Here is a 19,005-nt window from a genome sequence, read left to right on the forward strand (position 1 = left end):
TCACCGGCCGCGGCTGAACCGCTCCCCTGCGCTGAAGCCGTCGAGGTAGAGCTTCGCCTCCGCCTGCCGCGGATGCCGGTCGGCGAGAGCATGGAACTCCTTCGAGTGCGGCCCGATCTGCAGGTGGGCGAGCTCGTGGACGATGACGGTCTCGAGGACCCAGCGCGGCACGGACTGCAGGCGGTGGGAGATCCGGATGTCCCCCGATGACGTCGTCGTCGAGGCCCACCGGCTGAGGTTCTGGTTCGTCACCCACCTGATCGAGGCAGGACGCAGTCGCCCGCCGAAGTACCGGCGGCTGAGCTCCTCGGCGATCTCCGCGAGGTCGGCGGCCGAGGAATGGTCCTTCGCCGCCAGCCGATTGAAGAGGTCGGTGAGGGAGGCGATGTTCGACTCGACGCTGTAGCGCGTCGGCGCGCTGAGCACGTACGTGTCGATCTCCTTCGACACCGCGATCGTCTTCTTCCGTCGCGCCGAGCGGCGCACCACGATCTCTCCCCGGCGATCGCCCGCAGCACGCCGTCTTCCGTCCACCGCTCCCGCTCAGTCATCCCACCATGATAGGAAACGCCACGGACACGAGATTACTTGTGAGTTTCCTGAGTATCGCTTCTCGGGGCCGGTCGGCGTTCGTCCACAGACGCCGACGCCGCCGGATCGTCACTCGAATCTCAAGTGACCTACGCATTCATCGCCTCCTCGGCACATCGACCGCGACGCCGGGTCCGCGCCTCCTCCACAGACGAGCGACACCTGTCCACACGTTATCCACAGGATGGGGCCGAAGCGCGGCGCGGAGCGCCATTGACGGGGCCGCGAATGGGGAATAGGTTCTATGTTTGACCCCGGAAAACCCGGAGATGCGTGCGGAAGGGGAAGCCGCACGAGTCACCGCGAGCGCCTGGGGCACTATGCGGTTGAGGGCAAGTCGGACAGCGTTTTCGGCCTGTCCTCAACCGTTTTTCCACAAGGTTTTCCACAGATCTGCGCACACCATGGCGCGGCCTGCTTCCATTCACTAGTCTGGGTCTCCCGACACGGAGGCGAGGTGGATGATGCTGCGGATCTGTCCCAGCGTTCCGATCACATGGCGGAGCGCCGCGTGCCTGCAGTTCGGTGTCGAGGACCCGGTGCTCATCGACGGCCTCCTCCCCGCCGACGCCTCCCTCATCGACGACCTGCGGATGGGTCTGGGATCGGGTCAGTTCCACACCCGGGCCCAGGACCTCGGCGTCGACCTCGCCGGCGACGTCGCTGCTCACCCTGCTCGACGAGGCGGGTGTGCTCATTCCCGAGGACTCCGACGCCGCTGCCGTGCGGCGCGGGACGAATCTCCTCGCCACCGCTCGCCTCTTCGACCGCTCCCCCGATCAGGCCGCCGCGGCGCTGGCGGCCCGACCGCTCGGCGTGTTCGGCCCGCTGCGCGTCGCGGTCGTCCAGCAGCTGTCGCGAGCGGGATTCGCCGTCACTCCCGCAACCCGCATCGACGAGCTCGATCTCACTGCCGATCCGATCGTCGTGACGACGTCGCATCTCGTTCCCGATCTCCACACTGCGACGTGGCTCGTCGATCGGGAGGTCGACCACTGCCAGGTCGTGGCCGGTGAGTTCTCCGTCGAGATCACCGGGCTCGTCCGTCCCGGCGCGACCCCGTGCACCGTCTGTGCGTGCCTGCTCCTCCGTGACGCCGACGAGGGGTGGTTCGACCAGTACCCGCGCATCCGCGCGCTCACCGACCGCGATGACCTCGCCGATCCGCTCGCGCCCGCACTCGGTGCCGCCCACCTCGTGCTCGTGCTCCGGGCCGCCCTCCTCACCGAGGCGGAGCCGGTGCGCCGCCGGGTGGATCTGCGCTCCGGCGCCGTCGACGACGACGCGCTCTCCTACCACCCGCAGTGCCACTGCCGCGTCCCCGCACCCGGGCTGACCCTAATCGACGAGGAGGCGCAGTAGGCTCTCACCGTAGAGTTCGAGCTTCGTGGCCCCGACGCCGGGCATCCGCGCCAGTCCGGGGAGATCCCGCGGATGGAGTTCGGCGATCGCCGAGAGCGAGGCATCGGTGAGCACGAGATACGGCGGCAGCCCCTGTTCGAGTCCGACGCGCGCCCGCCAGCGGCGCAGGGCATCGAGCAGCTCGAGATCGACGTCGGCAGGACAGTGCGCGCAGCGCCCCAGAGCCCGCTCCACCTGGGAGACGAGGACTTTTCCGCACGTCCGGCACCGGTTCGTCCGCACCGTGGTCGCCGGTCGCCGCGCCTGACCCGGCGCCTCCTCGAGCCGGCCGAGCTCACCGAGGAAGCGCGAGGCCTGCCGCGGCTTCTGCTTCGACTCGTGCCGCGCCAGCGACCAGCTCAGCGACAGGTCGCGACCGGCACGGGTGAGCGCGACGTAGAAGAGCCGGCGCTCCTCGGCGATCGCCCGCGGGGTCTGCGCATAGCTGATGGGCATGAGCCCTTCGCTCAGGCCCACGAGGTGGACGCTGTCCCATTCGAGGCCCTTGGCCGCGTGGAACGAGGCGAGCGTCACCCCCTCGATGTCGGGTGCGAACTGGTGTTCGGCACGATCGGCGAGGTCGGCGAGGAAGTCCTCGAGCGGCACCGGCAGCGCGCTGCGGCCTGATGGGTCTCGGCGAGGTCGACGATCGCCTTGAGCGACTCCCAGCGCTGGCGGCTGGCCCCGGCTGGCGGCGGGGTCCGCGTGTAACCGGCGGAGACGAGCACCTCGGCGACGATCTCCGGCAGCGGTCGCGCACCCGCGGCGGCGCGCGCGGCCCGGAGCATGAGGATCGACTCCTTGACCTCCTTGCGGGCGAAGAAGCGCTCCCCGCCGCGCAGGACGTAGGGGATCCCGGCCGCCGTCAGCGCCTGCTCATACGCCGGGCTCTGCCCGTTCGTGCGGAAGAGGACGGCGATGTCACGGGGACGGCGACCGGCCTTCACCTCGGCGGCGATCGCCCGTGCGACACCGAGCGATTCGGCGTCGTCGGTGGGATATTCGGTCATCCGCGGCTGCGTGCCCTCGGCGTTGTCCGTCCGCAGGGTCAGGGCGGTGCGCGAGGTGTGGCGGAGCAGGCTGTTCGCGGTCGCGACGATCGCCTTCGTCGACCGGTAGTTGCGCACGAGCCGGATCGTCTCCGGTGCCGCCAGCTGCGACGGCAGGGCCTCGAGCAGGGACGCGTCGGCCCCGGCGAAGGAGTAGATCGTCTGCGCGGGATCGCCGACGACGCAGAGGTTGTCGCGCGGCCCCAGCCACCGGGAGAGCAGATCGAACTGGAGCGGGGAGACGTCCTGGAACTCGTCGACGACGAAGTGCCGGTACTGCTCGCGGACTTCGGCGGCGATCGCCGGATACTCCGCGAGGACGCCGGTGAGGACGAGGAGGACGTCGTCGAAGTCGAGGAGGCGGCCGCGGGTCTTCGCCTCCGAGTAGGCTTCGGCGATGCGGACCATGTCCTCGACGCTGAGATCACCGGGCAGGTCCCTGGCCTGGGCTTTCGTCGCATAGTCGGCGACGCCGAGGAGGGAGGCGGCGGCGAACTCGATCTCCGCGGCGACGTCGCGGGCGAGTTCCCGGCTGACCTCGTGGCCGAGCTCCTGCATGACCGAGCCGAGGACTCCCGCCTTGTTCTCGATGATCCGGGGGAAGTCGCCGGTGGCGAAGCGGTCCCAGAAGAACCGCAGCTGGCGCAGAGCCGCGGAGTGGAAGGTGCGGGCCTGGACGGCCGGCACGCCGAGGGAGCGCAGACGGGCGCGCATCTCCCCGGCGGCCTTCGCGGTGAAGGTGAGGGCGAGGACGTGATTGGCGGGGAACACCTCGGTGGCGATCCCGTAGGCGATCCGGTGGGTCATCGCCCGGGTCTTGCCGGTGCGCGCCGGCGAGCACGATGACCGGGGAGGAGAAATGGGTGGCGACGGCCCGCTGCTCGTCGTCGAGGGCGGCGAGGAGGTCGGCGGCGCGAGCGTTCACCGACTCTCCAGCCACGACCACAGCAGCTGGCCGGCGATCGAGACGGTGCCGGGGGTGCCCACGCGTCCGGCGGCGATGTCCGCTGTCAGCTCCTCCCTCGTGAACCACTTGAGCGAGGTGATCTCGGCTTCGTCGGCAGCGACGTCCAGCGACACCGCCTCGGCGGAGAAGCCGAGCATGAGGGAGCAGGGGAACGGCCACGGCTGCGAACCGAGGTAGCGGGGGTTGACGACGGTGACGTGCGCCTCCTCCCAGACCTCGCGGATCACGGCGTTCTCGAGCGTCTCTCCGGGTTCGACGAAGCCGGCGAGCAGCGAGTAGCGGTCGGCGGGCCATGCGGCGTTGTTGCCGAGGAGGACGCGTTCGACGCCGTCGGCATCGGTATGGACGATGACGACGATGATCGCGGGGTCGGTGCGGGGGAAGTGCTCGCTGCCGGTCTCCGGATCACGGCGGACCCAGCCGCCGTGGACCACCTCGGTGGGGGTGCCGGTGCGCGGGGAATGGGTGTGCGCGCGGTGCCAGTTGCTCAGCGCCACGAGTTCACAGGCCAGGGACACGTCGACGTCGTCGAGGGCGTCGGCGAGTTCGCGCAGCGGCAGCCACACGGGTTCGGTGCTGTCGATGCCGGAGCCGGGGGCGGTGAGGAGGTCGGTGGCGTCGCGATCGCGGGCCGTGGCCAGGGCGGTGTCGAGGACGCTGCGCCCCTCGTCGCTGAGCCCGATGCCGATGTAGCGCTGGTCTGCGGCATCCCGGCCGAGGTAGATCTCCGTCTGACCATGCGGCACGAGGTCGCGGGCGGCGCGGAAGAGGCCGCCGCCGGCCACGAGCAGGGACCCGCGATGCTCGAACACCGCGGCCGGTCCGCCGGCCCACACCTCGGTGAGATCGCCGTCTGCCCCGCGGGTGAGATGATCGCGGTCGATGCCGTTCCTGGCCAGGCTGACGGGCGTGATCATGGGCAGCGGTTCCATGGATTCCACGATAGCTCAGGGGTCTGACGCGGCGGACACGCGTAGGGGTCCAATCCCCGGCCTGGGCGGGGCGCAGACGGTAGATTGGGAAGGGTGGATACGAAGGCGCTCAAGTTGGCAGCGGTCGCGGCGACGATGCTCGACGACTTCTCCCCGACGACATGGACACCGCTGCCCTCCCTCGATGCGGGAGTGAGGATTCTCATCGGCGACGGCGAGACCGAGTACGTGGCGACGGCGCACACCCGCGTCGACCGGTCCGCTGACACGGGGTCGATCGCCGAGGCGGCCCGGATCTACGATCTCGCCTATCCGCACGCCGATTTCACGTGGCCGCACCTGCGGGCGATCACCGAGGTCGAACCGAAGCTCTTCGCGACCGAGAAGGCGGTCACCGTCACCCTCGCCGATCCGCTTCCCGGCGCCCCGGTCGGTGACGAGCCGATCGCCGATGTCGCGCGGGCGAGCTCGCTGGCGCAGACGCTGGCGACGCTCCACTCGGCCGCCCCGGAACCGATCTCCGACGCCGGATTCCCCGTCGAGGAGCCCTCCCGCTTCCAGTTCCAGATCCTCGACCGCCTCGATCAGCCGCGGCCACCGGGCGGGTGCCGTCGACTCTCCTCCAGCATTGGGAGGAGGAGTTCGAGAAGGTCGCGCTCTGGCACTTCCTCGCCACGCCCATCCACGGCGCCATCGACGAGTCGAGCGTCTACACCGATGAGGAGCGGGTGCTCGCCCTCTCGGAGATCGGACGGATCCGGGTCTCGGATCCGGCGATCGATCTCGCCGCAGCCTCCGCGCTCATCGATCCGGCCGCGGTGCCGACGTTCTTCACCGAGTACCGCAGCTCACGGCCCCGCGCCGACGACCACATCGTCACCCGGGCCGAACTCCTCGCCGAGTTCGCCGTCCTCGACTGGCTCCTCGAAGCGGTCGACTCCGGCGACGAGGAGGCGATCCAGGACGCCGCCGACCTCCTTACGTCCTTCGATCAGGTGCTTCTGCACCCTGACGGCTCCGACGTGCCGACGGCGCCGGTGTCGTCGGACGATGTGGCCGAGGGGTCGCACGCCGGGCCGTCATCGGCCTCCGGTCCGGGCGGGTCGGCCGCCGGTGAGCCTCACGCGACGGGCAGCCGGCGTCCGTCGACGCCCGCTGCCGAGTCGACGGCCGAGTCCGAGTCAACGGCCGAGTCCGAGTCAGCGGACGACGCTGACGAGCCGACGGCGTCCCCGACGGCTGAGCGGCCCGGGGACTCCGCGCAGGCGCGCAGCACTGAGCGGTCGAGCAGCCCCGAGCGGAGCTGACCCGCGCGCACTCGTGCGCTCTCCGATGCTCCCATTTCGAGTGGTGTCCGCCCGCACTCACCCGCTCGCGCTCAGTCGTGGACGGCCAGCCATGCGATCACCTCATCCTCCTCGGGCAGGTCGGAGAAGCTGACGACGTCGTCGCTGCCGACGAAGTAGAACGTCCCGGTCACCTCGGTGACCTCGGGGTGGACCCGCTGGACGGCGAACCGATAGAGCGCCAGCTGCCACTTCATCACCTCGAGCGTCTCCGCGTTCGGCCTCTTCGACGTCTTCCAGTCGACGACCTCGGCATGGTCACCGGTGATGAACACGGCGTCGATCTTCCCGGGCACCCGGAACCGGCCGAGGACGAGCTCGAAGGACATCTCGATCTCCGCCGCCTGCCGACGCGCGAAGTCCGAGGCGAGGAACGTCTCCTGGAGGCGCGTGAGCTGCGCCGTGTCGCGGCCGCACGGTCTCGAGCTCATCGATGTCGATGCTCGCCTGTCCGAAGTGCCGCTCGACCCAGGCATGGAAGCTCGTGCCGATCTCCGCCGCCCGGCTCGGGGGTTCGGGCACGGGACGCAGCGTCTGCGTGCGGAACTCCTCCGGGTCCCGCCGCCATGACACGAGGTCCGTCGTCGACAGGCGGTCGGGCAGTCGTCCCTCCGCCGCCGGCTCCTGGGCGCGGAGGATGGCCTGGGCGCGTCTGGCCAGGACGGCCACCGGGGAGTCCCCGCGCGCGACGGTCTCGAGGTCGATGTCACCGGCGGCCTCCACCCAGCGCCCGGCGCGTTCGGCGATGGCGACCCGCTCGGTGCGCGGCACCGGCCACACCGTCGTCTCGATCCGATCCGCCGCGGACTCCTCCGCGGGGTCGGGGATCTCCGGGTTGAGCCCTGCGGCCTCGGCGGCCTCACGAAGGAACGGGGAGAGCTCGTCGGGGGTGGACCGGGATCCCATGAGCTCGGCGCCGAGCCAGAGATGATGCTTGGCGCGGGTGAACGCGACGTAGGCGAGCCGCCGCTCCTCCTGCTCATGCGCCTCGGCCACGGCCGGCTTGATGAACTCGCTGACCCATTCGTCGAGTTCCTTCTTCGTCTCGAACTCGGCGCTGCGCAGGTCGTAGTCGACGAGGTGCAGGCGGTCCCCGCGCAGCGGATAGGGCAGGGCGGTGCGTCCCATCCACCCCTCCTTGTCCCGGGGTTCGGTCGGAAAGTCCTTGACGACGAGCGAGGGCACGGCGACGGCGTCGAACTCGAGTCCCTTCGAGGCGTGGACGGTCATGACGTTGATCGCTCCCGGGGCCACGGTCGGCTCGGCGGCGCTGAGCGCGTCCTTGACCTCCATGAGCGAGAGCCATTCGAGGAAGCCGGGCACACTCGGCCGCTCGGCGGTCGCCGAGTACTGGGCGGCGGCGGAGAGGAACCCGTCGATCGCCTGGCGGTGGACCCGGCGCAGGGCGTCGCCGAGCGCCCAGATGTCGGAGTCGATGCCCGTCTCCGTCAGCGCGGTGCGCACCACCGAGGTGAGTGTGCCGGTGCCCGCCCGCACCGCGCGCAGGGCCCGGGCGAAGCGGACGAGACGCTCGCGGGCGGTGTCGCTGAGCCCGGTGGCCCGCGCGGCAGGAAGGTCGATGAGCTCGTCGAGGCCCTCGACGATCGTCGGCACGTCGATGGCTTCGGCCAGCAGCTCTCCCCCGCCGGCAGCCTGCGACTTCGCTGCGGTCTCCCGGCCCTTCGCCTGGCGTCGGGTGAAGGCCGAGAGCGCGGCGATGTCGGTCGCGCCGAGGCCGAGCAGCCGCCCGCTGAGCAGCCGCATGAGCTCGTCCCCGGCCAGCGGATCGACCGCGGCGCTGAGCACGGCGCGGAGGTCGGCGACGTACGGGTCGCTGAGCAGGCCGGAGGACCCATGGACGTGGACGGCGAAGCCCGCGGTCTCGAGCGCGGCGGTGACGGGGGCGAAGTGCGCGCGCTTGCGGCACAGCACCGCAGTCGAGGCGCCCTCCGGCAGTCCGGCCGCCCATTCGGTGAGCGAGCGCAGCCCCACGGTGAGGAACGACTCGTCGTGTGCGCCGGAGGAGACGTCGACGACGACGTCGCCGACCCCGGCGTCGGGGCGGGTCGTCAGGGGCGTCTCCCGGCTGCCGGTGAGCCCGTCGGCGACCCGGTTGGCGACGTCGAGGATCGTCCGGTCGTTGCGCCAGCTCGTGCTCAGGGTCAGCGGCTCGACGTCGGTGAAGTCCGCGTCGAAGCGGATCATGTTGTCAGCGCTGGCGCCGCGCCACCCGTAGATCGCCTGCCGGGGATCGCCGACGGCGGTGACCGCTGTCCTCGAGAACAGGGTGGAGAGCAGCGTGAGCTGCGCGACGGAGGTGTCCTGGAACTCGTCGAGGAGGACGATCCTCCACCTCGCCTGCTCCGCCGCCAGGGCTTGGGGCACCTCGTCGACGATGCGCTGGGCGAACCGCACCTGATCGGAGAAGTCCATGGCGAGATGACGGCGCTTCGCGCTCATGTACTCCCCGGCCAGGGCCGCCGTGCGGATCTTCTCCTCGAGCTTCCGACGCCGACCGCTCGGGTCGACGGGTTTGCCCTTGCTCGACACGAGCGCCCGCAGGCACGCCTCAAGGTAGTCGGTCACCTCGGCGACATCACGGCCATGGTCGTTCATCGCCCCGGCGAACGCGATGATGTCGGCGATCATCGTGTCCCGCGCATAGCTGCCGGGCACCGCCTCGGCGGACGCGGCATCGATGACCTCGGCGGCGATCGCGTGGGCACCCGCCTCGTCGAGGAGCACGGTCTCGGGTTCGATGCCGATGCTCGCGCCGTGCTCGCCGACGATCGCGGCCGCATACGAGTTGTACGTCGACACCGGCGGATAGTCGAGGCCGGGCAGAGCGAGGTCGCTGCCCTCGCCGAGGTTGTGCCGCAGACGCGAGAGCAGCACCCGGATGCGGCTGCCGAGCTCCCCCACGGCCTTGCGGGTGAAGGTGAGGCCGAGGATCTCCTCGGGGGCGACGTGCCCGTTGGCGACGAGCCAGACGACGCGCTGGGAGATGACGGTGGTCTTGCCCGATCCGGCGCCGGCGGTGACCTTCATCGTCTGGGCGGGGTCGGCTTCGATGATGCGCTGCTGTTCGGGACTCGGACCGAACGCGCGCGTCGGATCGGCGGCGGTGAGCCGAGCGAGGTCGTCGGCGCTGAATCTCATCAGGACTCCTCCAGCATGTGGGGGCCGATCGCCGGGCACGACGATCGCACGGGACAGCTCAGGCACTTCGGCGGGTCGACGCGGGCCGGGAAGTCCGCGGAGCGCATCCTCGTCGAGACCTCACCGATGAGCTCCCGCGCCCAGTCCGGGTCCTCGTCGGCGCTCACCGCACCCTGCAGCCGCTTCGTCGACTTCGTCCGACGCAGGAAGACGAGTTCGGCGCCGACGGCTTCGACGTCGACGACCCGGCCGTCGGGCAGGGTGAGCGTCCCGGAGTCGACGGCCTCCTGGTAGACGCCGAGCTGGGCGTGCCGGGGCATGTCGGCGCCGGCGGGAACATTCCGTCCTGTCTTGAAGTCGACGATGCGCACCCCGTCGGCGGTCGCTTCGACCCGGTCGAGCCGGCCGGTGATCGTCCATTCCTGCCCGAGGTCGTCGACGCCGGAGGCATGAACCTGGGCTTCGACGCCGAGCACCGACCCGGGGGCGTCCTCGATGTACTCGCCGAGGCGGTCGACCATGGCCATCGCGGCCGTGTGCTCCCGTTCGCGCTCCCAGTCGGTGGCGAACTCGAGGGTTGCGAACTCGCGTTCAACGTACTCCCTGATCGTCGAGGTCGGGCCGGTCGGATGGTGTTCGGCGGCGGCGTGGAGGATCGTGCCGATGCTCTGCGCGGTCGTCCCTCCCCGGTCACCGCCGTGGCGGGTGAGGAACCAGCGCAGCGAGCAGTCGGAGAATGTCTCGACCTGCGACGGGGAGATGGTGACGTCGTCGTCGGGCGTGAACAGCGGTGCCGTCGAGGTGACGTCCTCGGCCTCCCGCCACTGTCCGGGTGCGCGCGACCCGGGAACCGCGGCGGTCAGCGCCGCCGACAGTGCCGCCCAGTCCGCGGCGGCTGCCGGCGTCGGATCGTCTCCCTCACCGGCGGAGTCGCGGGCGGCGTCGAGGAGTTGGGAGCGGGCCAGCGCGGCGATCTCGGCGAGGTCGAGGGGCGGCAGCTCATCCTCGTCGGTGAGCGTGTATCCGTCGGTCGAGGCGGTGCCGCGTGACGTGGCTGCGGCGATGACGTCGAAGAACGCCGAGGGCGCGGACTCGGAGTCCGAGAGTGCGGTGACGATGATCTTTTCCCGGCCCCGCGTCAGGGCGGTGTAGAAGAGCTCGGCTTCCTCGCGGAGGTTCGTGCGCTTGGCGTGCGCATGGTAGCCGGGGTCCGCGGTGACGGGGTCGTCGCCGGCGAGGAGCGCGGTGAGGTCGCCGAGTCCGAGGATGCCGCCGCGCAGCTTCGGGTTGGGCCACACCCCCTCGTTGACGTCGGTGATGATGACGCAGGGCACACGGAGGTGGGCAAGCGAGGCCGGGGTGCGACCTGGACGTGGTCGGCGAACCCGGAGGTGCGGGCGAGCGAGTCCTGGGCGATGTCCTGCTCGGCGACGATGCCGGCGAACGAGCGGGCGGTGAACCCGCCGCGGTCGGTGATCTTCTCCGCCAGGGTGAAGAGGCGCAGCACGGAGTCGAGGTGGGCTCCGGCAGTTCCGTCGGGGTCCCGCAGCGCCTCGGTCTGCCAGCGTTCGGCGACGCCGGCGGCCTCCCAGATGGCCCAGAGCGCGGTGTGCGGGTCCGCATCGGCGTGGTCGGCGGCGGCACTGAGCATCCGGGACAGCGTCGACAGTCCCGGGATCGGTGAGTCCGCTGGGGCGTCGCGGAGCGCGAGGGCGAGCGATGCCGTGCTGTCGGCGGCCGGGTAGGCGCTGCGGACGAGGCGGCGGAAGCGGCGCAGCTGCACGGCGTCGAGGCGGATGTAGACGCTGCCGGCCAGGGACAGTGCGACCCGGGTGAGGGTGTCGTCGTCGCCCAGGCCGGGCGCTTGGGTGAGCAGGTCGAGCAGGGGCGCGGTCGCCGGGTCGACGTTGAGGGGCTGGACGATCGTCGCCGTCGGCGTGCCCGCCGCGCGGAGTTCGCCGGCGGTCACCCGTGCCGTCGACGCGTTGCGGCAGATGACGGCGACATCGGAGTGGGAGTGCCCGGCGGCGACGTACTCGGCGATGCGTCGGGCGAGGTAGCGGTGGGCCGACGCGGCACCGGCGAAGACATGGGTCTCGACGGCCTCGTCCGTCGTGAGCTCCGACCCGGCGGGCGCAGCCGCGTCGTCCCCCACCGCGTCCTCCCCCGCGGCAGACATGAGCGGACGCGGCATGTGCCCGAGTCCCCACCGGGTGGTGATCCGTGCGCCGAATCCGTCGGAGACGGCCGCGAGCTCGGGATCGGTGTCGACGACGCGGTCGAGAACGAGAGTTTCGAACCGGGCATCGGAGGCCGCCCGGTCGAGCACGGAGGCGTCAGCCCCGTGGAAGCGGCCCGTCACCGTCTCCGGGGCGCCGAAGAGCGCAAGCGCAGTCCCGCGTTCGCGCAGCTGCTCGAGGACGCCCCAGCTGGCGGCGGGGAAGTCCTGGACCCCGTCGGCGAGGACGACGGAGGGAACCCGATCGGGAGAGAACGACCACGGCCGCCCGGCGGTCACCTCGGCGGGTTCACGGAGGATCTCGAAGGCCGCGCGGGCGAGCACCGTCGCCGCATCGATGCCCCCGTATCCGGGCATGCTCATGATCCCGAGGTACTCCTCGAGCACCGCTGCGACGGCCTCCCACCGCGGGTCGGGGTGGGTCGCGAGGACCCGTTCCAGGGCGCTGCGTCCGGCGTCGAAGACGTACTCCCCGTGTTCGTCGGCAGGCGGCAGCCGGACCCCGAAGTCGAACTCCATCACCCTGTTGAGGACGTCGCGGATCTCGGTGCGGAACGCCGAGGTGGCGCGCACCTCGGCGGTGATGTCGGTCGGCCAGTGCGGGGTGTGTCCGTGACCGGCCTCGTGGCCGGCGAGGAGATCGGCGAGGAAGACGTCCTGGTCCGCGCCTGAGACGAACTCGAGCTCCTCCCCGGTGCGGGTGGCGTGGGCGGCGCGGGCGATGCCGTAGGCGAACGACGAGATGCTCCGGGCCGGAGCGGCCCGGAGGATCGCCTCGGCGGGGACGGGAAGGGTGTTGCGCAGGACGTCGGCATGGTCGCGGTTGGGGGTGAGGACGAGGATCGACGAGGGATCGACGGACTCGACGAGGCGGCCGTAGACCGCCTCGAGCAGCGTCGTCTTCCCCGTCCCCGGCCGTCCGATGACGGCGGCGGATTCGCGGTTGAGCAGCGCCGCGGACAGCGTCGCCGAGTGATCGGGTGCCTGGTCATCCATACCCGTATTCCATCATGTGCCGCTGACACGGTGTTCGCTCCCGGGTCGCGGGGCGGATTCGCGTAGGATTGGGGGATGCCGAGTCCGCAGCAGAGAATGCCCCGTGAACAGCGCCGTGACCAGTTGGTCGGGGTGGCGCGCGCCGTGTTCGCCAATCGGGGATACCGCACGACGTCGATGGACACGATCGCCGAGGAGGCCGGCGTGTCGAAGCCGGTCCTCTACCAGCACTTCGCGTCGAAGCAGGACCTCTACCTCGCCCTCATCGACCACTCGGCCGCGCACCTGGCCGGACAGGTCGCGCAGGCGCTCAACTCGACCGATGACCCCCGCGAGCGCATCCGCGCGACCTACCGGGCGTACTTCGACTTCGCGATCTCCCATCGCGAGGAGTTCGTCATCCTCTTCAACTCCGATGTCTACGAGCCCGAGGCGCAGCAGCGTGTGCGCACGATGCGCGAGGGCACCGTCGCCCGCATCGTCAGTGCGCTCCAGAGCTTCACCGATCTCGACGACGCGGACGCCGATCTGCTGTGCCGCACGCTCATCGGCACCGCCGAGGTCGTCATCAAGCAGATCGAGGCGACGCACGAACTCGACATCGATGCGACCGTCGACCTGCTCACCCAGATGAGCTGGGGCGGACTCTCCTCCTTCGCGACCCACACCCGCTGAGGACCGCCCCCGCCGCTCGGCCGGGGCGGAGGGCGGACCCGACGATAGCCCCGATCGAGCGTCCGTCGGCTCCACCCGCGGTCGTTCGCGTTCGCTGAGAGCCGAGCGCCGAGCCCTGCGAGGCGGGAAGAAACCGGGGCGAGGGCAACGTTAAGCTGAGGACGACTACCACCGCGTTAAGGAGAACAATGGAAATCAAGATCGGCGTCCGCCAGTCCCCGCGTGAGATCGTCCTCGACACGGACGAGTCCGCCCAGGACCTCGCCACGCGCATCGAGGAAGCGGTCAAGGCCGAGGCTCTGCTCACCTTCACCGACACGAAGGGCCGCCAGGTCTTCGTGCCGTCGACGGCGCTGGGCTACATCGAACTCGGCAGCGAGACCTCCCGACGCGTCGGCTTCGGCGTCGCCTGAGGCAGTCGGACAGCGCAGAGGCCCGGTCATCGTGACCGGGCCTCTGCCGTGTCTCCACCTATGCCAATGCGACACCTATACCTATGCGACGAGGCCGAGGGCCGACATGCGGCGAGAGTGGTTCGCGGTGACCGCGGGGATCGCCTCGACGATGACGGCCTCGTCGATACCGAGGACCGGGTCGGTGAGCAGGTGCCGGGCGCGACCGAGGGTTTCGGCGACGAGTTTGCGTCCCCACAGGGCGAGCCGGGAGGCCAGCTGCGTGTCCTCGCCGACGTCGGCGGTCAGCCGATTGCGGACGAAGTCGGCGGCCCGTGTATCATCGAGAACAGCAATTGCCAGGCTGTGCTCGGGTTCTGCGAGCTTATCGGCCGCCATGCGATAGAAGTCGTTCATGATCCCGTCGAAGACGAAGCCCTTCATGAGGCTCTCGTACCAGTCACGGGGACGAGTCCTCTCCGCCAGCACGGAGAACGTCGGCTCGAAGATCCTGCAGAGTTCGATCACATCCTGGCCCGACTCACTGATGCGCTGCGAAAGCTCTTCGAAGTGCGAGAATGAGTGCGATGCCAGCCGTGACAGCGTCACCGTGTCGTCGAGCTCCACAGCCGTGGACGCATTGGTCGCCATTCTCTCGAAGGCGGTGAGCTCACCGTACGCGACCAGCGCAAGCGTTGCAGCATCAGTACTGGCCAAGGGGTAAGAATCGGGCATAGCTCAAGAGTACCGGTTCGCATCCAGCACGGGCGCGAAGGCGCCAAAAGGAGTTTGAGACATGGCGGACACAGACGCCGATTTCGCTGATCTGGGGGTGTCGGGACCGATCGTCGCCTCCCTGGCAGCGGCCGGGATCACCCACCCGTTCCCGATCCAGGCGATGACGCTTCCCGTCGCGCTCTCGGGCGCCGACATCATCGGGCAGGCGAAGACCGGAACGGGCAAGACGCTCGGCTTCGGCATTCCCCTCCTCCAGCGCGTGGTCGGCAAGGACGAGGACGGCGCGGCCGACACCGGTCAGCGCCTGCCGCAGGCGCTCGTCGTCGTCCCCACCCGCGAGCTCGCCAAGCAGGTCGCCCAGGACCTCGTCACCGCGTCGAGCCAACGTGACATCGACATCATCACGATCTACGGCGGCAAGGACTTCGATCCGCAGATCAATGCCCTCAAGGCCGGCGTCGACGTCGTCGTCGGCACCCCCGGACGCCTCCTCGACCTCTACGGCCGCAAGGTGCTCAAGCTGAACAAGGTCCGCACCGTCGTCCTCGACGAGGCCGACGAGATGCTCGACCTCGGCTTCCTCCCCGACGTCGAGCGCATCATCAACGCCGTTCCCGCGAACCGGCAGACGATGCTCTTCTCCGCGACGATGCCCGGCGCCGTCATCACCCTGGCCCGACGCTACATGAATCGCCCCACCCACATCCGCGCCCATGACAACGAGGACCTCTCGCTGACGGGCAAGAACACGACGCAGTTCGTCTACCGCGCGCATTCGATGGACAAGAGCGAGATGGTCGCCCGTCTCCTCCAGGCCGAGGGCCGCGGGCGGACGATCATCTTCACCCGCACGAAGCGCACCGCCGACAAGCTCGCCGCCGAACTCTCCGACCGCGGCTTCGCCGTCCGGGCGCTGCACGGCGACCTCGGGCAGGCGCAGCGGGAGAAGGCGCTGAAGTCGTTCCGCGACGGCACCGTCGACGTCCTCGTCGCCACCGACGTCGCCGCCCGCGGCATCGACATCGACGATGTCACCCACGTCGTCAACTTCCAGTCCCCCGAGGACGAGAAGACCTACGTCCACCGCATCGGCCGCACCGGTCGCGCAGGCAACTCCGGCACCGCCGTGACGCTCGTCGACTGGGATGACATGCCCCGCTGGCGGCTCATCAACAAGGCCCTCGGCCTCGAGCACGACGAGCCCGCGGAGACGTACTCGACCTCTCCCCACTTCTTCTCCGACCTCGGCATCGCGAAGGGCACGAAGGGGCGTCTGCCCCACAAGCACGGCGAATCCTCCGACAACGTCGGTGAGGACAAGCGCCCGGCCCGCCGTCGGCGCAGCGGGGAGAAGAGCGAATCCCCGTCCGATTCCCGTCGCGGCGACTCCTCGGACTCCCGCGGCGGCGATTCCGCGGCCGACACCGATGCGAAGAAGCCCCGCCGCAACCGGCAGCGTCGTCGCACCCGCGGCGGCAAGCCCGTCGGTCGCACGAGCCGTGCCGAGGCCTCGGACACCGGCACCGAGTGAGACCGGCACCACCGGCGCCCGCCCGCAGTCACCTGCGGCGGGGCGTTCGTCGTCTGCCGAAGAACCTCGCACCCGCGACCCCCGCTCGATCACGCGGCAGTGCGGACAGCGGGCCGTGCACGCGCCCATCGCTTGATCGAGGGCGCTGACTCCGCGCTCACCCCTGGATGAACTCGACTCCCCCGGGCCTGCCGGCGGCGCGGTCGAGGAGTTTGGCGAGCATGTGCTCGGACGTCGAATGCTCGCCGAGGCGGTTGGGCTTGCCCGTGCCGTGGTAGTCGCTCGACCCGGTGACGATGAGGTCGTGGTCGTGAGCGAGGCGCCTCATGATCTCGCGTTCGTTCGGCGGGTTGTCCCGGTGGTCGACCTCGAGTCCGTCGAGTCCCGCGGCGATGAAGTCGGCCATCGCGGAATCGGAGACGACGAGACCCCGCATCGCCGCCCGGGGATGGGCGAAGACGGACACGCCCCCCGCCTCGGCGATGAGGCGGATCGCGGTGATCGGGTCGATCGTCGGCAGGGTGACGTGGTACTTGCCGTGGCTCGAGAGGATCGAGGCGAACGCCTCCGAGCGGGTCTCGACGAGCCCGGCGGCCACGAGCGCATCGGCGATGTGGGGGCGCCCGATCGTCGCGTCCTCGCCGGCGACGGCGAGCACGGCGTCCATGTCGATGGGATAGTCCTCGGCGAGCCGGTCGATGATGAGGTGGGTCCGGTCGAGGCGGGCCCGCCGGGTCTCCTCGACGACGCTGGCCAGGCCCGTGTCGTAGGGGTCGTGGAGATAGGAGAGGAGATGGACGCTGATCCCCTCATGACGGCACGAGATCTCCATCCCGCGGACGAGGCCCAGGCCGTAGACCCGGGCCGCCTCCTCGGCGGGAGCCCATCCTGCGGTCGTGTCATGATCGGTGATGCCGACGACGTCGATGCCCTCCATCGAGGCTTCGGAAACGAGTTCGGACGGGCTCTGTGTCCCGTCCGAGAACGCCGTGTGTGCATGGAGATCGATGACCATGCCCTCAAGTCTATCCACTCGCCGGAGCCGTCCTGACCGCGTGCCTAGAATGGAGGCATGACAGACAGCACGGAGACCGACCAGCCGATCAACGACCGCGTCAACAACCGCTCGCACCGTCCCAGCTCCCGCGCATTCCGCGACTTCGTCGCGCAGGGCTGGGATCGCACCCCGCTCAACGCCGAGGCCCTCGCGGCCGCCGGGTTCACCCCTGAGCGGCGGGCGAAGATCTCCGCGGCCTTCCCCGGGGAGCGCCTCGTCGTGCCCGCCGGCGGACTCAAGGTCCGGTCGAACGACACCGACTACCGGTTCCGCGCCCATTCGGCGTTCATCCACCTCACCGGCCTCGAAGCCGATTCCGAACCCGACGCCGTCCTCGTCTTCGAACCCGAGGGCGACGAGCACACCGTCACCCTCTACTTCCGTCCCCGCGCCGGCGCCGACACGGAGGAGTTCTTCTCCGACGCCCGCTACGGCGAGTACTGGGTGGGCCCGCGCGCCGACCTCGAGGCGATGGCGACGATGACCGGCATCGCGACCGCGAACTCGGCGACCGTCGACGATGCGATCACGAAGGACCTCGGCGCGATCTCCGTGCGCCTCGTGCGCGCAGCCGACACCCGCATTGACTCCGTCATCGACCTCGCCCGCACGCAGGTCCAGGCCGACCTCGAGACCTCCGAGGCCGGGGATGCCGAACTCGCCCAGGCGCTGTCCGAGCTGCGCCTGGTCAAGGACGACCACGAGATCGAGGCGATGCGCGAGGCCGTCGCGATCACCCGCGCCGGCTTCGACAACGTCGTCGCCTCCCTGCCCCAGGCCGTCGCCCACCGCCGCGGCGAGCGCGTCATCGAAACCGCCTTCGAGACCGCCGCCCGCTCCGACGGCAACGGCATCGGCTACGACACGATCGCGGCCTCGGGCAACCATGCGTGCACCCTCCACTGGATTCGCAACGACGGACCCGTCGTCGACGGCGATCTCGTCCTCGTCGACGCCGGAGCCGAAGCCGATTCCCTCTACACCGCTGACATCACCCGCACCCTGCCGGTGTCGGGCACGTTCACCGAGGTGCAGGCCAAGATCTACGACGCCGTCCTCGACGCCTCCGATGCCGCGTTCGCCGTGGCCGCCGAGCACACGCAGCGCACCGTGCGCTTCCGCGAACTCCACGAGGCGGCGATGGAGGTCATCGCCGCGAGGCTCGAGGAGTTCGGTCTCCTCCCGGTCTCCGCGGCCGAATCGCTCTCCCCCGAGGGTCAGCAGCACCGCCGGTGGATGGTCCACGGCACGAGCCACCACCTCGGCCTCGACGTCCACGACTGTGCGCAGGCGCGGGCGGAGATGTACCTCGACGGCGTGCTCGAGCCCGGCATGGTCTTCACGATCGAACCCGGTCTCTACTTCAAGGCCGACGACCTCCTCGTGCCCGAGGAGTTCCGCGGCATCGGCGTGCGCGTCGAGGACGATGTCCTCGTCACCGCCGACGGAGTGGAGAACCTCTCCGCCGGGTTCCCCCGCACCCGCGAGGAGATCGAAGCCTGGGTCCAGGGTCGATGATCCCGACCCCGACCCGCGGGCGGGGCATCCTCGAGATCCCCGGGATCGGACTCGGGCATGCCGGTGACTTCACCCGGCAGCGCCTCACCGGTGTCACCGCACTTGTGCCGCCGCCGGGATCGACGGTCGGCGTCGATGTGCGCGGCGGAGGCCCGGCGACGCACGAGACCGACGTCATCGCTCCGGGCACCCATGCCTACGGGGCCGATGCGATCGTCCTCACCGGCGGATCGGCGATCGGTCTGCGCACCGTCGCCGGGGTGTCGGAGGCCCTCGCCGAGGCGGGTCGCGGTTTTCCCGCACCTCACCCGCCGGGCACGGTCATCCCGCTCGTCCCCGCGGCCGCGCTCTACGACCTCGGTCGCGGCAGCGGTCCCGTCGCCCCGCCGACACCCGCTGAGGGGGCGGCGGCGG

General features: G+C 70.3%; 16 protein-coding genes and 1 pseudogene. 7 read left to right on the forward strand and 10 right to left on the reverse strand.

Features of this window, described 5'->3' with window-relative positions; translation table 11 throughout:
- Positions 1 to 489, reverse strand: coding sequence for a M48 metallopeptidase family protein (locus tag AC2W7K_RS15435; RefSeq protein ID WP_486006365.1), 489 nt, complete (start codon positions 487 to 489; stop codon positions 1 to 3).
- 627 nt (positions 490 to 1,116) lie between these two features.
- Between AC2W7K_RS15435 and AC2W7K_RS15440 the strand changes: the two genes are divergently transcribed.
- Positions 1,117 to 1,953: a hypothetical protein gene (locus AC2W7K_RS15440; protein WP_486006366.1), complete on the forward strand. Its 837-nt coding sequence runs from the start codon at positions 1,117 to 1,119 to the stop codon at positions 1,951 to 1,953.
- Here the strand turns inward: AC2W7K_RS15440 and AC2W7K_RS15445 are convergent.
- The 3 genes from AC2W7K_RS15445 to nudC form a co-directional block, all read right to left on the reverse strand.
- Positions 1,930 to 2,598 carry an HRDC domain-containing protein gene (locus AC2W7K_RS15445; RefSeq protein WP_486006367.1) on the reverse strand — a complete coding sequence of 223 codons (669 nt, stop codon included), beginning with the start codon at positions 2,596 to 2,598 and terminating at the stop codon, positions 1,930 to 1,932. The two genes, AC2W7K_RS15440 and AC2W7K_RS15445, sit on opposite strands and share 24 nt — an antisense overlap.
- Positions 2,523 to 3,848, reverse strand: coding sequence for an ATP-dependent helicase (locus tag AC2W7K_RS15450; RefSeq protein ID WP_486006368.1), 1,326 nt, complete (start codon positions 3,846 to 3,848; stop codon positions 2,523 to 2,525). The genes AC2W7K_RS15445 and AC2W7K_RS15450 overlap by 76 nt, the downstream gene beginning before the upstream one ends.
- 114 nt (positions 3,849 to 3,962) lie before the next feature.
- Entirely contained in the window at positions 3,963 to 4,940 is a 978-nt protein-coding gene (nudC, locus tag AC2W7K_RS15455) for an NAD(+) diphosphatase (RefSeq protein ID WP_344249791.1), read from the reverse strand.
- A 605-nt stretch (positions 4,941 to 5,545) separates the two neighbouring features.
- On the opposite strand from nudC, the gene AC2W7K_RS15460 reads away from it, so the two are divergent.
- Positions 5,546 to 6,247, forward strand: coding sequence for a hypothetical protein (locus AC2W7K_RS15460; RefSeq protein ID WP_486006369.1), 702 nt, complete (start codon positions 5,546 to 5,548; stop codon positions 6,245 to 6,247).
- 71 nt (positions 6,248 to 6,318) lie between these two features.
- On the opposite strand, the gene AC2W7K_RS15465 is transcribed toward AC2W7K_RS15460, so the two are convergent.
- The 4 genes from AC2W7K_RS15465 to AC2W7K_RS15480 are packed head-to-tail and all read right to left on the reverse strand — an operon-like array spanning position 6,319 to position 12,680.
- Positions 6,319 to 6,615, reverse strand: coding sequence for a PD-(D/E)XK nuclease family protein (locus AC2W7K_RS15465; protein ID WP_486006370.1), 297 nt, complete (start codon positions 6,613 to 6,615; stop codon positions 6,319 to 6,321).
- A complete protein-coding gene (locus AC2W7K_RS15470; protein ID WP_486006371.1) occupies positions 6,545 to 9,445 on the reverse strand; it encodes an ATP-dependent helicase in 2,901 nt (966 codons plus the stop codon). The genes AC2W7K_RS15465 and AC2W7K_RS15470 overlap by 71 nt, the downstream gene beginning before the upstream one ends.
- Positions 9,445 to 10,587, reverse strand: a complete 1,143-nt coding sequence (locus AC2W7K_RS15475; RefSeq protein ID WP_486006374.1) for a RecB family exonuclease — start codon at positions 10,585 to 10,587, stop codon at positions 9,445 to 9,447. Before AC2W7K_RS15475 ends, AC2W7K_RS15470 begins: the two co-directional genes overlap by 1 nt.
- Complete coding sequence (locus tag AC2W7K_RS15480) at positions 10,584 to 12,680, reverse strand: AAA family ATPase (protein ID WP_486006372.1); 2,097 nt, start codon at positions 12,678 to 12,680, stop codon at positions 10,584 to 10,586. The genes AC2W7K_RS15475 and AC2W7K_RS15480 overlap by 4 nt, the downstream gene beginning before the upstream one ends.
- A gap of 75 nt (positions 12,681 to 12,755) precedes the next feature.
- On the opposite strand from AC2W7K_RS15480, the gene AC2W7K_RS15485 reads away from it, so the two are divergent.
- Positions 12,756 to 13,355: a TetR/AcrR family transcriptional regulator gene (locus tag AC2W7K_RS15485; protein WP_232623565.1), complete on the forward strand. Its 600-nt coding sequence runs from the start codon at positions 12,756 to 12,758 to the stop codon at positions 13,353 to 13,355.
- A gap of 188 nt (positions 13,356 to 13,543) precedes the next feature.
- Positions 13,544 to 13,768, forward strand: a complete 225-nt coding sequence (locus AC2W7K_RS15490) for a DUF3107 domain-containing protein (protein ID WP_198498562.1) — start codon at positions 13,544 to 13,546, stop codon at positions 13,766 to 13,768.
- A gap of 81 nt (positions 13,769 to 13,849) precedes the next feature.
- Here the strand turns inward: AC2W7K_RS15490 and AC2W7K_RS15495 are convergent, their stop codons facing one another.
- Positions 13,850 to 14,482 carry a ferritin-like fold-containing protein gene (locus AC2W7K_RS15495; protein WP_140955187.1) on the reverse strand — a complete coding sequence of 211 codons (633 nt, stop codon included), beginning with the start codon at positions 14,480 to 14,482 and terminating at the stop codon, positions 13,850 to 13,852.
- Positions 14,483 to 14,543: 61 nt separating this feature from the next.
- Here AC2W7K_RS15495 and AC2W7K_RS15500 point away from each other — a divergent pair, with 61 nt between their 5' ends.
- Complete coding sequence (locus tag AC2W7K_RS15500; protein WP_344249802.1) at positions 14,544 to 16,016, forward strand: DEAD/DEAH box helicase; 1,473 nt, start codon at positions 14,544 to 14,546, stop codon at positions 16,014 to 16,016.
- 157 nt (positions 16,017 to 16,173) lie between these two features.
- On the opposite strand, the gene AC2W7K_RS15505 is transcribed toward AC2W7K_RS15500, so the two are convergent.
- Positions 16,174 to 17,031 (reverse strand): PHP domain-containing protein, encoded by an 858-nt coding sequence (locus tag AC2W7K_RS15505; RefSeq protein WP_344249804.1) that lies wholly within the window; start codon positions 17,029 to 17,031, stop codon positions 16,174 to 16,176.
- Between the two features lie 57 nt (positions 17,032 to 17,088).
- On the opposite strand from AC2W7K_RS15505, the gene AC2W7K_RS15510 reads away from it, so the two are divergent.
- Both AC2W7K_RS15510 and AC2W7K_RS15515 read left to right on the forward strand, forming a co-directional pair.
- Positions 17,089 to 18,591, forward strand: coding sequence for an aminopeptidase P family protein (locus tag AC2W7K_RS15510; RefSeq protein ID WP_344249806.1), 1,503 nt, complete (start codon positions 17,089 to 17,091; stop codon positions 18,589 to 18,591).
- Positions 18,588 to 19,005 (forward strand): annotated as a pseudogene (locus AC2W7K_RS15515) (P1 family peptidase); the annotation flags it as partial. The gene AC2W7K_RS15510 and the pseudogene AC2W7K_RS15515, both read left to right, overlap by 4 nt.

This window comes from Brevibacterium sp. LAARM2_SD2 (assembly GCF_057364785.1).

Excerpts from the sequence above, each read along its gene's own strand:
- AC2W7K_RS15490 (WP_198498562.1), top strand. The coding sequence starts at position 13,544 with ATGGAAATCAAGATCGGCGTCCGCCAGTCCCCGCGTGAGATCGTCCTC.
- AC2W7K_RS15465 (WP_486006370.1), bottom strand. The coding sequence starts at position 6,615 with ATGTCCTTCGAGCTCGTCCTCGGCCGGTTCCGGGTGCCCGGGAAGATC.
- AC2W7K_RS15470 (WP_486006371.1), bottom strand. The coding sequence starts at position 9,445 with ATGAGATTCAGCGCCGACGACCTCGCTCGGCTCACCGCCGCCGATCCG.
- AC2W7K_RS15495 (WP_140955187.1), bottom strand. The coding sequence starts at position 14,482 with ATGCCCGATTCTTACCCCTTGGCCAGTACTGATGCTGCAACGCTTGCG.
- AC2W7K_RS15485 (WP_232623565.1), top strand. The coding sequence starts at position 12,756 with ATGCCGAGTCCGCAGCAGAGAATGCCCCGTGAACAGCGCCGTGACCAG.
- AC2W7K_RS15500 (WP_344249802.1), top strand. The coding sequence starts at position 14,544 with ATGGCGGACACAGACGCCGATTTCGCTGATCTGGGGGTGTCGGGACCG.
- nudC (WP_344249791.1), bottom strand. The coding sequence starts at position 4,940 with ATGGAACCGCTGCCCATGATCACGCCCGTCAGCCTGGCCAGGAACGGC.
- AC2W7K_RS15450 (WP_486006368.1), bottom strand. The coding sequence starts at position 3,848 with ATGACCCACCGGATCGCCTACGGGATCGCCACCGAGGTGTTCCCCGCC.
- AC2W7K_RS15480 (WP_486006372.1), bottom strand. The coding sequence starts at position 12,680 with ATGGATGACCAGGCACCCGATCACTCGGCGACGCTGTCCGCGGCGCTG.
- AC2W7K_RS15505 (WP_344249804.1), bottom strand. The coding sequence starts at position 17,031 with ATGGTCATCGATCTCCATGCACACACGGCGTTCTCGGACGGGACACAG.
- AC2W7K_RS15510 (WP_344249806.1), top strand. The coding sequence starts at position 17,089 with ATGACAGACAGCACGGAGACCGACCAGCCGATCAACGACCGCGTCAAC.